This window comes from Methanobacterium formicicum (assembly GCF_029848115.1).
Taxonomy (GTDB): Archaea; Methanobacteriota; Methanobacteria; order Methanobacteriales; family Methanobacteriaceae; genus Methanobacterium; species Methanobacterium formicicum.
On record NZ_JARVXG010000046.1, the window covers coordinates 1 to 15000 of the forward strand.

Annotated in this window: 15 protein-coding genes and 1 tRNA gene (1 of these 16 only partly in view); 12 read left to right on the forward strand and 4 right to left on the reverse strand. The window is 42.6% G+C overall.

All coding sequences use genetic code 11. The annotated features are described in order from the left end of the window. Window positions 1-30: 30 nt before the first annotated feature. Window positions 31-1935, reverse strand: coding sequence for a YhgE/Pip domain-containing protein (locus QC759_RS05455; protein WP_048073613.1), 1905 nt, complete (start codon window positions 1933-1935; stop codon window positions 31-33). Between the two features lie 399 nt (window positions 1936-2334). Here QC759_RS05455 and QC759_RS05460 point away from each other — a divergent pair, with 399 nt between their 5' ends. The 7 genes from QC759_RS05460 to QC759_RS05490 all read left to right on the forward strand — a co-directional run bounded on the left by QC759_RS05460 (window position 2335) and on the right by QC759_RS05490 (window position 7194). After that, window positions 2335-3480, forward strand: a complete 1146-nt coding sequence (locus tag QC759_RS05460; protein ID WP_048073614.1) for a TIGR04083 family peptide-modifying radical SAM enzyme — start codon at window positions 2335-2337, stop codon at window positions 3478-3480. Window positions 3481-3610: 130 nt separating this feature from the next. After that, a complete protein-coding gene (locus tag QC759_RS05465; RefSeq protein ID WP_048073615.1) occupies window positions 3611-3886 on the forward strand; it encodes a hypothetical protein in 276 nt (91 codons plus the stop codon). Window positions 3887-3978: 92 nt separating this feature from the next. After that, entirely contained in the window at window positions 3979-4149 is a 171-nt protein-coding gene (locus QC759_RS05470) for a TIGR04165 family Cys-rich peptide (RefSeq protein ID WP_048073616.1), read from the forward strand. A 195-nt stretch (window positions 4150-4344) separates the two neighbouring features. After that, window positions 4345-4659, forward strand: coding sequence for a DUF2769 domain-containing protein (locus tag QC759_RS05475; protein ID WP_048073617.1), 315 nt, complete (start codon window positions 4345-4347; stop codon window positions 4657-4659). A gap of 317 nt (window positions 4660-4976) precedes the next feature. After that, window positions 4977-5294, forward strand: coding sequence for a hypothetical protein (locus tag QC759_RS05480; RefSeq protein ID WP_048073618.1), 318 nt, complete (start codon window positions 4977-4979; stop codon window positions 5292-5294). Window positions 5295-5844: 550 nt separating this feature from the next. Beyond that, window positions 5845-6012 carry a DUF362 domain-containing protein gene (locus tag QC759_RS05485; RefSeq protein ID WP_048085377.1) on the forward strand — a complete coding sequence of 56 codons (168 nt, stop codon included), beginning with the start codon at window positions 5845-5847 and terminating at the stop codon, window positions 6010-6012. After that, window positions 6013-7194: a geranylgeranyl reductase family protein gene (locus tag QC759_RS05490; protein WP_048073619.1), complete on the forward strand. Its 1182-nt coding sequence runs from the start codon at window positions 6013-6015 to the stop codon at window positions 7192-7194. Between the two features lie 147 nt (window positions 7195-7341). On the opposite strand, the gene QC759_RS05495 is transcribed toward QC759_RS05490, so the two are convergent. Next, the gene (locus tag QC759_RS05495; protein ID WP_048073620.1) at window positions 7342-8139 is read right to left on the reverse strand and encodes a UbiA prenyltransferase family protein; all 798 of its coding nucleotides are present in this window, start codon (window positions 8137-8139) and stop codon (window positions 7342-7344) included. 49 nt (window positions 8140-8188) lie between these two features. Next, window positions 8189-8935, reverse strand: coding sequence for an ATP-binding protein (locus tag QC759_RS05500; protein ID WP_048073621.1), 747 nt, complete (start codon window positions 8933-8935; stop codon window positions 8189-8191). A gap of 87 nt (window positions 8936-9022) precedes the next feature. Between QC759_RS05500 and QC759_RS05505 the strand changes: the two genes are divergently transcribed. The 5 genes from QC759_RS05505 (at window position 9023) to QC759_RS05525 (ending at window position 13366) form a co-directional block, all read left to right on the forward strand. Next, window positions 9023-10528 carry a glutamate synthase-related protein gene (locus QC759_RS05505; protein WP_048073622.1) on the forward strand — a complete coding sequence of 502 codons (1506 nt, stop codon included), beginning with the start codon at window positions 9023-9025 and terminating at the stop codon, window positions 10526-10528. A 107-nt stretch (window positions 10529-10635) separates the two neighbouring features. After that, window positions 10636-11547, forward strand: coding sequence for a DUF5591 domain-containing protein (locus tag QC759_RS05510; RefSeq protein ID WP_048073996.1), 912 nt, complete (start codon window positions 10636-10638; stop codon window positions 11545-11547). A gap of 163 nt (window positions 11548-11710) precedes the next feature. Beyond that, window positions 11711-12001: a metal-sulfur cluster assembly factor gene (locus QC759_RS05515; RefSeq protein ID WP_048073623.1), complete on the forward strand. Its 291-nt coding sequence runs from the start codon at window positions 11711-11713 to the stop codon at window positions 11999-12001. A gap of 271 nt (window positions 12002-12272) precedes the next feature. Then, window positions 12273-12345, forward strand: a tRNA-Ile gene (locus QC759_RS05520). Window positions 12346-12805: 460 nt separating this feature from the next. Further along, window positions 12806-13366, forward strand: a complete 561-nt coding sequence (locus tag QC759_RS05525; protein WP_048073624.1) for a LemA family protein — start codon at window positions 12806-12808, stop codon at window positions 13364-13366. A 72-nt stretch (window positions 13367-13438) separates the two neighbouring features. Here QC759_RS05525 and QC759_RS05530 read toward each other — a convergent pair whose 3' ends face one another. Beyond that, window positions 13439-15000 carry the 3' portion of a DUF5814 domain-containing protein gene (locus QC759_RS05530; protein WP_048073625.1) on the reverse strand. 928 nt of this gene lie beyond the right edge of the window, so the window shows 1562 of its 2490 coding nt (coding positions 929-2490); the start codon falls outside the window, past its right edge; the stop codon is at window positions 13439-13441.

Here is a 15000-nt window from a genome sequence, read left to right on the forward strand (position 1 = left end):
AAAAAAAAAAAAAAAAAAAAATAAGTAGTTTTAGAATAGTCCACTTTCTTTCAGCTTTTCTTCTGTCCACTGTGCCCGTTTATCAACTTTTTCCTTGATAATCAGAGTTAGAACAAAACTCACTGCCGGGAATATAGCCAGTGCTCCGATACATCTCCAGAAGTTGCCCCATAAGACTCCGGCAACTACCTCCCGCAGAGCCCCCACTGCGTAGGTCAGGGGGAGGTAGGGATTTATGGTCTGGAAAAAGGAAGGTAAGAGTTCTGGGGGGAACACTCCTCCCGTGGCAGTTATCTGCAGAACCAGTATTACAATAGCCATGGCCTTTCCTGCGTTTCCAAAAGCCGATGTCAGGGAGTAGACCACCACCATAGCACACAAACCAATATAAATCGTGGTTAAGGCAAACAGTAACGGGGATGAGACCTGTACATGCATGAGCAAGGCTCCCACTACAACTACCACCGATTGTAATAATCCTAACACTAAAAATAAGCCCATTCTACCCATATACACTGTTTCGGCACTGTATTCTTTTTTGGATTTAACCCGCATGGAGATCATGGCCACTGCTATAATACACCCAATCCATAGGGATATGGCAATATAAAATGGTGAAAGAGCCGAGCCATAGTTATCCACCGGATAGTAATGGGTTTTTTCCAGTTTAACCGGGCTTTCAAAGTAGCTTTTCACACCACTTTGATCGGTATCAGAAAAGGCAATTAACCGGTCGAGATCGGCTTCATCAATGGAATTGACCTTGGCCGTTGCCAGTTGAATGGAGCTTTTAACCTCCGGCCATTTGGCATTGGCCATGCTCAGTTTAGATGATGCTTCACTGACAATCTGGTTTATATTGTCTCGATTATTGGCCAATAAGTTGATAGCAGCGTCCATTTCGTCAATGGAACTTTTAAGCTGGCTTAACTTACCGGAAGAATCGTTGCTGGTTTTTATATCCTGCTCCACTTCTTGCAGGAGGTTGAGCACTGTGTTTGCTTTAGTAATGCCATCTTCAACCTTGTTTATGATGGGTATGATATCTTCATCCCCGGTGGCATTGTAAAGTGTGGTTAAAAGAGAGTCAAGGTATCTCAAACCAGTTATGATAGTGGTGTCAATTGATTCCATGTCCTGCACTGTGGAAAGAGCCTTGGAGGGGTTGTTCTGAATGTAGCTGTACAGTGTGTCGTATTTGGCTTTAAGAGTATCAGCTTGACTCTGCATCTGAGGTAACTTAGCACTGAACTGGGGCCAGATCTGGTTCACTGTATTCATAAGGGAGTTACCCTGGTTGAGACTGTTATCCACCTCTCCCAGCTTCCCGTTCAACTCGTTTAACATGGATTTTGTTTTAAGAAACTGTGCCTTGTTTTCCTTGGCCAGTTCCCCCACATCACTGAGTTTACCGAATATGATACCATCCACAGTTTCCACAATTTCACTGTTGATCTTGGTCTGCAGAGTATCTGCCCCGGTGTTGGTCATTTTGGGGGCAATGGCATTGATTTTATCATTAACCACATATTCTATGGTGGCCTGCTGAGGGTTGGTGGTGTCAATGGATAGTACAGTCTGGCTAAAGTTACCCGGTATTATGAGAGCAGCGTAGTAGTTTCCATTCTTAACTCCGTTTCGCGCTGTTTCTTCATCAACAAATTGCCAGTTGAATTTATCGTTATTTTTCAATTCTTCAACCAGCATGTTACCAACGTTGTACTGGGTCCCGTTAAGAGTACAACCAGAATCTCCATTAGCCACAGCCACCTTAAGGTTGGAAGTGGTGGCATAGGGATCCCAGGTAGCCTGGATGTTCAGGAGCGCGTAGAGTGATGGAATGAGAATAATCGCCGCTAATACAATTAAAACTACGGGAGTATTCTTAATAGCTTTTATATCATTTTTAAAGATTTCTCTTGCACCTTTAATCATTAAAACCATCCGAAAAATTAACTAAAATGTGACCAACAACTATAATAGAAGATAAAAATGTTATTCCTCTTTCTATAAATACCTTTTGTAGATTATTAATCATGTAAGATATGTTTTTGGCGTTTTATCCCCTGATATTACCACCCTATTTGAAAATATGATTTTAATTATATCTAAACTAAAAATTGAGAAGTAGGAAGACATATTCATTAGATTTACCCGAACCATGAAAACTTTCTACCAGTCTACCGTAGAACCAATAAAGAAAAACCAATTTATAGTAAGGTGAGATAATTATTAAAAAGATTAAATTTTAGTTAATATTATCCCCCAAAGAGGGTTAGCAAATAACATTCCATTACCAATTCCAAGTAATATAATAAGATATGGTGAACTTTTATGGCTTTTCACGTTATGCTGGTCCCCACCCTAGGCTGTCCTTCCAACTGCGAGTACTGCTGGAGTTCTGAAGAAGGATCCCCAGTTATGAGTGTGGATATTATTAAAGAAACTGTAGAATGGCTTAAGGACTTCCGCAAGGAGCCCGTGACCTTCACCTTCCACGGTGGGGAACCGCTCCTGGCAGGTTACGATTTTTTTTCCCAGGCACTGCCCCTTCTAACACAGGAGCTAGGCCATCTGAAACCGGCTCTAGCCCTGCAGACCAACCTGTGGAACATGACCCCGGAACTGGCTAGGTTATTCAAGGAGTACAACATACCCATTGGTTCCAGTCTGGACGGCCCCGAGGAACTTAACGACCTGCAAAGGGGAAAGGGTTACTACCAGAGGACAATGAAAGGATATGAAATTGCCCGGGAACAAGGTCTGAGTGTTAGTTTTATCTCTACCTTCACTTCCTACTCCATCCAGTACAAGGAAGACATCTTCAACTTCTTCCTGGAAAATGGTTTGAACCTCAAGTTACACCCGGCACTTCCCTCTCTGCGTGATGAAAACCCTGAAAAATGGGCTTTATCTCCTGAAGAGTACGGGGAACTTTTGATATATCTCTTGGACCAGTATCTGGAGCATATGGACGAGATTGAGCTTAAAAATATTGACCACCTCTGTAAGTGTGTTTTTATTCGCAGAGGAGTGGTCTGCACCTTCGTGGATTGTATGGGTGATACCTTTGCCGTGGGCCCGGATGGTAGTATTTATCCCTGTTACCGTTTCGTGGGAATGCCCGAGTACGTGATGGGGAATGTCCAGGACCATCCCAGCATGGATGATCTGGCCCAGTCTGATGCCTGGAAGCTTCTCCATGACTTTAAGGATTACGTGGACACTGAATGCAAGAAATGCTCCTACATAAAATTCTGCCGGGGCGGATGTCCCTACAATGGTCTTTCCATCAATGAAGAAACTGGTAAAGCTGAGATTACTGGAGTGGACCCCCACTGCGCAGCCTATAAGATGATCTTCAAGGAGATAACCAAGCGGGCCACCAAGGAGATGCTGGGATCCAGTATGGGTATGGTTCCGGACCCATCGGGAAAGGCAGAGAAGGGGATAATGTCCATCATGCTTAAACCCTCTTGATTGATTTTTTTTTATATCTTAATCCTAATTTTCCCAGTCAAAAAAATTAAATAGAAAGTATTCACAAAAAACTATACTTCCCTTAACAAGAATAAAAATAGAAAAGAAAATTAAAGAGAGATGACCTGATATGAAAAGAAGTACACCAGTAATTATAGGCCTTCTTCTTATTTTAGGAGTGGTTGCCTTAGGTTACTTCGCAGAATCCAGCGGTTCAAATAACACCACCAATAACTCTAACAATTCCAGCCAGTTTACCCTGTTTAAAAACCCCCTAACTCCACAGCAAGCAGTATCATCCACTCCTGCGGCTCAAACCCAACAATCATCACCCACCCCCACAACCACCAATGACACCACTCAGAACACCACCCAAAACCAAACAAATCCATCAACAACGAATTAACTGGAAAAGATAACCTATAATCCAATTAAATACTATTTAAAAAAAAGTATAAAGCCTTTAAAAAGCATTAAACGCCAATGGAGATAATTACAATGAATTTAGGTAAGTTGAATGAAAAATGCCCTAAATGTGGTTCACAGGATAAGACCCTCAAAAGGCAATTAGACTCCCAGCACCGGGCCTTTGGCCGGACCCAAACATTGACCTGCAGTGAATGTGGGTACGTGTTTAAATCCCGTGAGGATGAAAAAGAAAAGGACTGATGAAATAGGGACTCCCCATCCCACTCTATTTGGAATATTTTATTTTTTAAAATACTAATTTTAAATTGATGGAATACCCTCAGATACTAGTCACCTGATTTTCTGGTAATTCAAACCCCAATGTAACTCCTTTTTCCATGATTATTAAACGTAAAAACTTCATATTATACACTAATAATCGGAAGAGGTTAAAACATGAAGGTCAAATTCAACCTAGAGAACCTCGCAGAATGCCTGTGTGACTCCTGTCCGGTACAGGAAAAATCAAAAACAGTTAGGGACAAAATGAAGATGATACAGGAGATCACTCAGGAAGATGTGGACTCCCGGATTATGATTGAAGAAGAAAGGATTCCCGCATTGTACTGTGCTAAGGGAAAAGATTATCTGGAAGAATCAGGATCCAGGAATTATTGCCAGTGCGATAAATGTTTGGTGTGGAAAGAAAATAATTTATTCAGTGGTGAACCACCGGGTTACTTCTGCAGGGATGGAAAAGCCCGGGAATAACCCTTAAACCTTTTTTTTTAAATGTTAGTAAGTGTTTTTGATATTTAAGTGTCCTGAAAAATACACCCTGAAACTACCCTCAGGATGGACCATAAATGTAGGAAGTTAATTGCATATTTTTAAGTTCCCCATAGGATAATCCTCCCCTATTATATTATTTTATTAACCTCAACAATGCCTCTCCCAGCATACAGAATACAAAAACTGATTTTAATGATGAATTGGAGTGATGTGGTGCGATATGGGGAGAATTTGTCCTGGAAACCCTGCAAAAATATAAATATAAAGATAACCAGATAATCAAAAGAGTGGTTTCCATGATCAGGAAAGATTTGATAATTATACCTATTCTACTGGTAGGAGTAGTGGCTGGATCCATAGTGGGCATGGGTTACAGTCCTGCTGAGTCACCAGATGATGATAATCTTTCAAACAGTAATATATCCACCAATTCAACCAACGCCAACAACACCACCATCAAAACCAATCAGAGTACTAAACAATCAACATCTCAAAGCACCAGCACTCGCAAAACAAGCACATCAACTCGTTACTACAACACCCAGCGTACCAACACCCAGACACAGCAACAGACCAGTACCAATACCCAAAGCGGCAACACGACGACCAATTAACAGTTGGTAACATTTAAGGGAGATTATTCCAAGGTAAACAGTTCCCTCATTTAATTAGAGATTGAATTTAATTAGAGATCAAAAAGTGAATTCTATTTTAATAGATTAATATCTTTTTAATAGAGTAATAGATACTATATTTGGACCTAATAGATAAGTATCTCTTTATTACCGATAATTAATTTATATCTCTTATTTAAAATGTTTATAATCTAATATACCTTATTCAAAATGTTTATAATTTAATATTCCTTATTTAGAATGTTTCCTAACCCAATATCCCTAATTTAAAATGTTTATAATCCAATTATCAGGATTTGGTAATTGATAACTTTCACAAGGTCATCTTTAGAGGATACTACCATCCCATAGATTTAAAAAAGAAGTAAAAATAATATGTAAGAAAGAATGTTGTTTGATTAGTTATATTTTTTTGAGAATTTTTAAAAAAAATAATGCAAATTAATCTGGAAAAAGTTAATTCAACTTAATCTGCAAAAAAGTTAAGTCAACTAACTTAATCTGGAAAAATAGAGTATGGAATGATACAATGATAGTTAATGAATGGTGCATGTACTGTGGGGAATGCGCTGGTGTTTGTCCCCAAAACCTTATAGAAGTAAGGGAAATCAGCTTGAAGATCAACCATGACGAATGTAAAGATTGTGGGATATGTATCAAGGTTTGCCCAGTGCAGGCCCTACAAGGTGATGATTAAATGATGGAAACTGATGTTCTGGTTATAGGTGCCGGTCCTGCCGGTTCAACTGCAGCTAAACACGCTGCCCTAGGCGGCGCCCAAGTAATAGTCATTGATAAAAAATCAGAGATAGGATCTCCCAAAAGATGTGCAGAAGGAGTTTCTAAAGACGGCCTTAAGAAACTAGGAATTGAACCATCCTCACGATGGGTAACCCGCGAAGCCACTGGAGTGCGAATGGTCTCCCCCAACGGCACGGCTGTTAATTTAACCGAGGATAAGGTGAAACTCCCTGAAGCAGGGTACATCCTGGAACGTAAGATCTTCGACAAGCACATGGCCATGGATGCCGCCCGTGCCGGTGCCCGGATCATGGTCAAAACCCTGGCCACTGGTATGCGGAGGGAAGATGATCAGGTAGTGGTTACTGCCGAGAACATGGGCCAGGAACTGGAGATCAAAGCCAAGATAGTGATTGCGGCCGATGGTCCAGAATCTCGGGTGGGAAGATGGGCAGGGCTTAGAACTGCTTTAGCCCCTAAAAATATGGAATCCTGTGCCCAGTTTGAAATGGCCGGAGTCCAGATGGCCGAACCAGACTGTATCGAATTCCACTTTGGTAGTGTAGCTCCTGGTGGTTACGCCTGGATATTCCCCAAGGGTGATGACATAGCCAACGTGGGCCTGGGTATTTTAACCACCAGAACCGACAAAACTGCTTACCAACACCTTTTAGAGTTTGTGGAAAGCAACCCGGCTACTCAAAATGCTCAGCCAGTGGAACTTAACGTGGGCGGAGACCCCGTGGGTGGATTACTGAAGAAAAAAGTGGCAGATAATGTCCTGGTCACCGGGGATGCAGCCAGTATGGTTAACCCCCTCACTGGTGGAGGTATCATCAGTGGTATGCTGGGAGGCCGTATTGCGGGTCAGGTGGCTGCCCAGGCCGTGGCTGATGGGGACTACTCCCATAAAAACCTTAAGGTGTATGAAAAACTCTGTGATGATGAACTGGGGGAATCATTCAAGAAGTACCTGAAGGCCAAGGAATACCTTTTAAGTCTTTCGGATGGAGAACTGGATGAAATCGCGGATGTTTTCAAGGACAGTGACTTTGAAACCATTAACACCGCAGAAATGGTTAAAAAACTGATTAAAATCTCACCAAAGGCTCTTTTGAAACTGGGTAAACTGTTCTAAGACTGAAGATCAGATAATATTTTTTATTTTTTAGTCAACTACCCCTTCCTTTTTTTATTCCACTATTTCTAACTTTTTTAGGATTTTTTAATGTATAACGGTGCTGATAAACAGGGGCATTCCTTAAAAAATAAATAGAGGCATTCCTTAAAAAATAATCACCAGTATACAAAACATGAAAAATACCATGGCTACCTGGTGGTAAAGAATATCTGCCAGACGGAACATGTAGTCCTTATTTGTAAATAGTGATAGATATAATGGCACTGCTGCCAGGAAAGATGGCAGAATTGCCACGGCAAATTGTATTATATTCATGTCACCAGAGTAAAGCATATACAGGAGTAAGCCGCCCCCCATGAACCCCACTATACTGGCATCGCGGGAACGTGACTTGTACATGAGGTAGGTGCCCATTCCTGCCAGGTACATGAACACGTACACACTCAGGGGCACCAGAAACACATCACCCAAAAGTACGGCACAGGAAGCCAGACGCAACACTGAATTAGTGGCGGTGCTGAAAAAAGGGGCTAAATTGGAATCCTTTAAACGGATTGGAGGTAAAGTGTAAACCAACTGGTTGAGTAGCATTAGAGACATTAAAAAGGTGAATGATGAAGGGAATGCTACAAAGGATATTATAAACACCCCGGCCACAATCAGGCCAAAGAAAAGCAGTATGATCTTTTTGTCCACCTCATTTTCAATGAAGGCCCGGCTCTGCTTCTGTCGATCCCGGCGATCCACCTCCAGATCCGTAAGATCATTGAGGGTGTACAGGGCACCCCACAGAGCAGAAACCAGTATAAGCCCCCCTAATATCTGGAAAGGATTATTAATAGGTATTCCCAGGAAATAAGCATAAGTAAGCGCCAGTAAAAACATGTTGGCATTTTTAGAGGCCCATGTTATCCGGGTGGACTTGATCAATGTTTTTATCATTTAAAACTCCAGTGATACTTGAATTAACGGCCAAAGACAGAAGATGAGATTATGGTCCATCCTTCAGTGCCTGACATATAAAACGGGGTTTGTTACCATATTTTTTTATAGATTGCCTTACCTCATCCGGGGTAACATTTAGATGGCTTTTTACTATATTTATGGTTTCCTCTTGGGAGTAGGATATCTCCACCACGGTAAAGGGGATCCCCAGTACAGTCACTGCCACCCGGGAGAGAACACCATAGTCCGCGAATAGGTCCTTCTTGTAATCTTTCTCACCCACCCTCCAGGCAGTCTGCAATACCAGGTTAACCCCTTTAAAATCACTCCTGTGTTTAAAATATTCTCGAATACAAGTTAAATAAAATTTAAATGGCTTCACGCCACTATAACCAGTCCACTGGCTGAAACCGACACATTCCTCATCCAGGCAGTGATAATCATGGAACCGGTCTGCAAATAAAACTGCATCAAATTTACTCAACTCATAGAACAGGTCAGCAGAGGATTTGACATGTAGATCTTCCTTCATGGAGTTTACCATCAACTGGTAAACCTCCCCGCCAGTTAAATCTGGGGAAGAAAGGGGTAATTTAGCTTCGTAAAAATTCAAGCCCAGTCTGTCCACTGCCGCGTAGATATTACTGGATTTACCAGTGCCCGGGGCTCCCACCACATGGACAATCTGCCCCCTGTTTTTTGATAATTTTTTAAAGGTTGATAGAAGTTTCTGGTAGGATTTGGTGTTTACGAAGGTCTGGTTTTCCCGGGGACCTTTTATCTTGTACTTCATGGGTCAACCTCACGGAATATATAAAATTATATTGAGAAGGCAGGATATAATAATATAATGATTAACTTAAAAAAGAGGTAAAAATCCATGGTCACCCCTTCACAAGATGCCCCTAGGAATATTGAAGATTCACCCGAAAACCGGGAAAAATGTCTCTGTTCTTACTGTCCCAGTTACCCTAAAAATTGTGGAAATAAATTGCTCTACTGTGCCACCGGGTCCAGTGATTGTGAAATTAAAGTGAAAGGTTGTATCTGTAACACTTGCCCTCTATTCTACCAGTACCACCTCAGTGATAACTACTACTGTGGTAAGGAAAGGGTGGGTGAAAGTGGAACCTTCCTGCGCAAACCAAATAAAGATGAAGATCCCTCTTTTTATAATAAAATGGTTGAAATAAAGGATAAAAGCCATAATATAAGTGGTATTTCTTCTATGGGTTCAACCAAGAAATTATCATTTTCCTGGGATGACCTGCACTTTTTACCCGCCCAGATCAAGCGCATACCCTTTAACCAGGAAGATCCGGTAGATGCAAAGGTAACCATCGGACCGAAGTCCCAGAAACCCCTGAAAGTCTCTTCACCCATTTTAATCTCCGGTATGAGTTTCGGGGCAGTTTCACGTAATGTGCGCCTGGTAATCTCCAGAACAGCTGCCCTAATGAATATTGGATTTAACACGGGGGAGGGAGGGGTTTTAGATGAGGAAAAAGAGATTGCACCGGATGAAATGATAGTGCAGTATTCCACGGGACGTTTTGGTTTAAACCAGGCCCTACTACAATCTGCGGCCGCAGTGGAAATTCGATTTGGGCAGGGAGCCTATCCCGGTAAAGGTAGTTACCTTCCGGCAGAGAAGATGACTCCCAAGGTGGCCCAGATCAGGGGGTTGGAAAAAGGACAGGCTGCCTACTCCCCAGCCCACCACCCTGACATCAGCAACCCTGGTGAACTGGAAGAAAAGGTGTCTGAGTTGAAAAAACTCACGGGTGGTGTTCCAGTAGGGGCTAAAATTGGCTGTGGTCATGTGGAGGAGGATGTGGAACTCCTGGCCCGGGCCGGGGTGGACTTCATTGCCCTGGATGGTTTTGGTGGAGGTACGGGGGCCACCACGACTTATGTGCGGGAGAATATGGGACTGCCCATTGTAGCCGCCCTGCCACGGGCTTATCAGAAATTGGAAGAACTGGAACTCAGAAAGGAAATAAGTCTCATTGCCGGGGGTGGTTTGCGCACTTCTAGTGACTTTGCCAAGTGTCTGGCCCTGGGTGCTGATGCAGTTTACATTGGTACTGCGGCTCTTATAGCCATTAACTGCCAGCAGTATCGAGTATGTTACAGCGGACTGTGCCCCACCGGAGTGACCACACAGCACCCTCAGCTGGTGCAGCAGTTAGATGTAGAGGCAGGTGTGGAGAATCTTAAAAACTTCCTGGTAACTTCCACCGAGGAAATGAAAAACTTGACCCGTATGGTGGGTAAATCTGATGTTAAACTTTTAGATAGGAGTGATCTGGTTGGTTTAACCCGCGAAATATCCTTGATCACCGGTGCCGAATGGGTTAATGGTCAGAAATTAGATAATGGATAAACATAAACCAGACCATTAGCCTATGAATAGTAATTAATAATTGGGTAGATCTAAGATTATCTGTAGATTTATGAGTAATATTTTTAGATTCAGGAGTAAAATAAATGATCAAAGTACTTTGTACCACTGAAACTTCACTTAACCGCCCGGAAGCACGCCGCTGGAGGGAAAGAATGAAACTTTTAGAACCTCAGGGCGATGTGGTGGTGGTTTTACCTTGTAGTATGCGTAAACCGTATTCTGCCAGTAAATCTCACCGTATATTCACCCAAGCCACTAAAGGATTGCAAGAAGCTATTTTAACTTCCCCTTTCGGTGTTTGCCCCCGTGAAATGGAACAAACCTACCCTATCCAGTCTTATGATGTTTCTACAGTAGGAGACTGGTCCCGTGAAGAAATAAAACTTACTGGAGAATGTCTCCAGGAATATGTGGGAGACCATGAGGTAATAGCCCATGTGGCCCACGGTTACCTTACAGTCTGCCAGGAATACCTGCCGGATGCCACTTTCACCTGTAAGGATGGGAGGACTATCTCCCCGGAATCAATGGCCAATCTCCGAATTGCCCTTAAAGGATACAACCGGATGAAAAGCCACACCCGACAACTACATATGCTGCGTTCCGTGGCTCGTTACCAGTTTAACACCGTTGCTGCCGACCAGTTGGTACCGGATGACTACCGGTTAAGGGGAAGGTTTGACCGGAGGTTAATGCAGGGTGATGAACAGATCGCCGTCCTCCACCACGATTATGGACTTTACAGTTTGAACATCAAGGGAGGGGTCATCTTAAACAATATCGGAGTTAACTGGGTGGAAATTGATTTTGAAATGAAAACTAACACCCTTTTTGCCCCGGGAGTGGTAGATGCTTATCCAGATATAATTCCCAAAGATGAAGTGGTTATAATACGAAAAGGAGAAGTTGTAGGAGTGGGTAAAGCTGTAATGAGCGGGAATGAAATGAAAAAGGGAGAAAAAGGCGTTGCTGTGCGGGTTCGTCACCGGTTGAATTAACCCCCCCCCCCAGGCCGGGTAATTATAAATAAGTTTAAATAGCACAAACACGGAAATAAAAGAATATCTTTTTAAATGCATATGAAGGATTTTTAAAGTAATTATGCGTTTTATCCGCACTGAAAAGTGTAAAACATGAAAAAAACGATTCTGAGGTATGATTATGAGCGAAGAACTAGTTAACAAGGTTAAAGATGCTCTGGCTAAAGTGGCTGATCCCCATATGGGTATAAGCATTGTAGAAATGGGCCTGGTATCTGATATCCAGATCAATGAAAGTGAAAAAACCGCTAAGATCACCATAAAACCCACCAACCCCGGCTGTATGAGTGCTGCTAACATGGCCATGCAGGCCCGTGTGGCTGCCGAGAATGTGGAAGGTATTGACAAGGCAGAGATCACTGTAGAAGGCCATATGATGGCTGATGCCATTAGTGAAATGGTCAACAAATAAACATTGACTTTTTTAACCCCTTAGAGAATGGGGCGGTGCATTATTCTGACCGCCTCCATACAACTCTATTAAACAACCTGAGCTGTGATTTATCCACTCCCAGTTTCCACTATACTTTAAAAGGTGATCAGGGAGGGAGAGTTAATACTAAATTAGATAAATCCCATCACAAAGGTATATATAGGATGAATTCTAAATCAAGAATCTACCCCTGCAGTTTTGGAATTTGTTGGAGAAATTCAACTTCTTAAGCTGTTACTAACATTTTAAGGGGCCCGTGGCTCAGGCGGTAGAGCGCACGGCTGATAACCGTGAGGTCCTGGGTTCGAATCCCAGCGGGCCCATTATTACTGATTTTCTGCATTCTATTTTACTAAAATCAATTTTTAACACCTTAAATTTTTAAAATAAATCTATTTTCCACTTTTTCAGATCACCCCTAACTACATCACACTTTTCCCAAAGGTAATAACAAAATGCTTTTTCAAAAAATTTATATGCTGAGTTTGGGATACTAATAGCTGGAGCAATGGTAAATTTGGTAATTAATTACCTCATTTTTTTTACCTCATTTACCATTTTCTTCCTTTTATTCTAATTTTAGAACTATTTTAACAAGTTTTGTCTGATTTCACATTATATGACTATCTAAACTGTTTTTTAACCACCGGAAATAAATCTTGAAAAAGCATAGTGAAAATTATTGCGGTAGATCACTAAACCTGTTTTTTTTGATTTGAAAACATTTAAATAACCCACAAACTAACTGGATTATTGTGTAATAACAGGGTTAATGGTGTTATAATGTGGAATTTAATTGGTTTTGGACTGGTAGTCCTTATAATTGTGATATTCTTTACCATAATCATTGCCGTCTATAATAGTTTAATCAAACTACAAAACGGAGTGGAAGGGGCCTGGTCACAGATAAATGTCCAGCTAGAGCGGAGATCAGATCTAATTGATAACCTGGTGGAAACGGTTAAAGGTTACTCCATACACGAAAAAACCACCTTTCAAGAGGTTAGTCAGGCACGCTCCCAGTTGAACAATGCTGAGACTGTTAAAGAAAATGAAGAGGCAGATAATGTCTTAACCGGTACTTTGAAAAGTCTGTTTGCAGTTGCGGAAAACTATCCTGAACTGAAGGCCGATGAAAATTTCCTGGAATTACAGGATCAGCTATCCCAAACCGAGGATAAAATTGCCGATTACCGGGAATTATACAATGAAATTGTTTTAACCTATAATAACAAGCGTGAAGTATTCCCCAACAGCATAATAGCCAATTTCTTCAGTTTTCCTGAAGCAGAATACTTTGAACACGATGTAAATGCGGAAGAAGTGCCTGAGGTTGATTTTTAACCCCTCTCTTCCACCTTGTTGTTGTGGCACCATCAGGATTAAAGGCACCATCGGATTTAAATAAGAGAAATTTTAGTTTTCAATCTGCCGTATCAAACGATTACATTCCCCAACCACTTTTTTTCTTCCAAAGGCCTGGGCTATCCTCCGCACTGCCTCCAGCATCCGGATAAGTGAGTCCAGCCAGCTGAATATATCCCCGGCATAGGCGTGTATCTCGTAGTCACGCATCAACTTCCGGCTTATATCCACTGGATCCCGTTTTGACAGGCGTTGTTTAACCATTCTCCGAGATAGTTCCCTCTGGAAACATCCACAAAATGGCCTATCCTTACATTTACAGGTGTAAAAATCCATCTGAAGCTTCATCAATCTTTCCCTGAGGCGGGGTTCCAGTTTGTTAAGGGCTGTGCCCGAACTAAGAATATCAAGGGTGCTGTCTGCAAATAAGCGGGTGGACATGTTTATCTTGAGAATACGGCTCATCTGGGTGGTTATCCTGCTGGAAAGATAGGCACTTTCAAATGGTTCCAGTTTAAGGGCTATATCCATGGGATGCATACGGTCCAGATTCTTTCGGATGTACTCTGCACAGAAATGTGATAGGAAAGACATGGAAACCGCCCTCCCGTATCTGGTGGGGGTTACCTTACCATCCATCTCCTTTACCAGACCATAATCCACCATTAGATTGAATGCTTCCTCAAATTCCAGGGGTAGCTCTTCGTTGGCATATTCCTGACCTATCTGGCTGAATTTATCGGCGCGCCCGGCACAGATATCTGCCAGGAACTGTTCCACCTGACTGTCCTCAGAGTAGGTTACATTCACTGCTTCCACATCACTGGATAAAAGTTCCATGGCCTGCATTTCCTCGGTTTCATCACCGTAACTGCGACCAATCTCGGGCAAGAGATATACCTTTCCCTGGTCATGATAGGTGGGTCTTCCTGCCCGGCCCAGCATCTGGGAGAACTCATTGGGGGTGAGTGTCTTGTTCCCCATGGTTAAACTTTCAAAAAGTACTTGGGATGCAGGAAAATCCACCCCTGCGGCTAACGCAGCCGTGGTGACCACTGCCCCCAACTTTTGGCCCCCAAAATCCCTTTCAATCCTGTTCTTTTTGGAGTAAGACAACCCAGCATGGTATGCTGCTGCCTTAACACCTCTCCGAGTCAGATAATCAGCCACACTATGGGTTTTCCGGCGTGAATTGGTGAAAATAATACTCTGACCATGGTATCCCTTTTTTGATCGGTTCTGGTATTCATTACGGGACAGCTGAGTTAGAAGATGGTTTTTCTCTTCCTCAGTGCGGGTGAATATGAGGTGTCTCTCCAGGGGAACCGGTCGCAGGGGGTACTGCACCAGTTTCATGCCAAACTCCGTGGCTATTTCCTGGGGGTTTTGCACAGTGGCGGAAAGTCCGATGACTTGCAGGTCAGGAAAGATCGATTTCAACCGGTGAATGAGTCCCCTTAGTCGGGGGCCCCGTTCATCATCCCCCAGCATGTGGATCTCATCCACCACCACGGTTTTAAGGTTTCCCAGTTGGGATGATCTCCCGGCACGGAGGAGGAAGTCCAGGCCCTCGTAGGTCCCCACCACTATATCTGCGGCATCTATCTTTTCAT

Coding starts and splice junctions, on each gene's coding strand:
- QC759_RS05455 (WP_048073613.1), bottom strand. CDS start 1,935: ATGATTAAAGGTGCAAGAGAAATCTTTAAAAATGATATAAAAGCTATT.
- QC759_RS05460 (WP_048073614.1), top strand. CDS start 2,335: ATGGCTTTTCACGTTATGCTGGTCCCCACCCTAGGCTGTCCTTCCAAC.
- QC759_RS05465 (WP_048073615.1), top strand. CDS start 3,611: ATGAAAAGAAGTACACCAGTAATTATAGGCCTTCTTCTTATTTTAGGA.
- QC759_RS05470 (WP_048073616.1), top strand. CDS start 3,979: ATGAATTTAGGTAAGTTGAATGAAAAATGCCCTAAATGTGGTTCACAG.
- QC759_RS05475 (WP_048073617.1), top strand. CDS start 4,345: ATGAAGGTCAAATTCAACCTAGAGAACCTCGCAGAATGCCTGTGTGAC.
- QC759_RS05480 (WP_048073618.1), top strand. CDS start 4,977: ATGATCAGGAAAGATTTGATAATTATACCTATTCTACTGGTAGGAGTA.
- QC759_RS05485 (WP_048085377.1), top strand. CDS start 5,845: ATGATAGTTAATGAATGGTGCATGTACTGTGGGGAATGCGCTGGTGTT.
- QC759_RS05490 (WP_048073619.1), top strand. CDS start 6,013: ATGATGGAAACTGATGTTCTGGTTATAGGTGCCGGTCCTGCCGGTTCA.
- QC759_RS05495 (WP_048073620.1), bottom strand. CDS start 8,139: ATGATAAAAACATTGATCAAGTCCACCCGGATAACATGGGCCTCTAAA.
- QC759_RS05500 (WP_048073621.1), bottom strand. CDS start 8,935: ATGAAGTACAAGATAAAAGGTCCCCGGGAAAACCAGACCTTCGTAAAC.
- QC759_RS05505 (WP_048073622.1), top strand. CDS start 9,023: ATGGTCACCCCTTCACAAGATGCCCCTAGGAATATTGAAGATTCACCC.
- QC759_RS05515 (WP_048073623.1), top strand. CDS start 11,711: ATGAGCGAAGAACTAGTTAACAAGGTTAAAGATGCTCTGGCTAAAGTG.
- QC759_RS05525 (WP_048073624.1), top strand. CDS start 12,806: ATGTGGAATTTAATTGGTTTTGGACTGGTAGTCCTTATAATTGTGATA.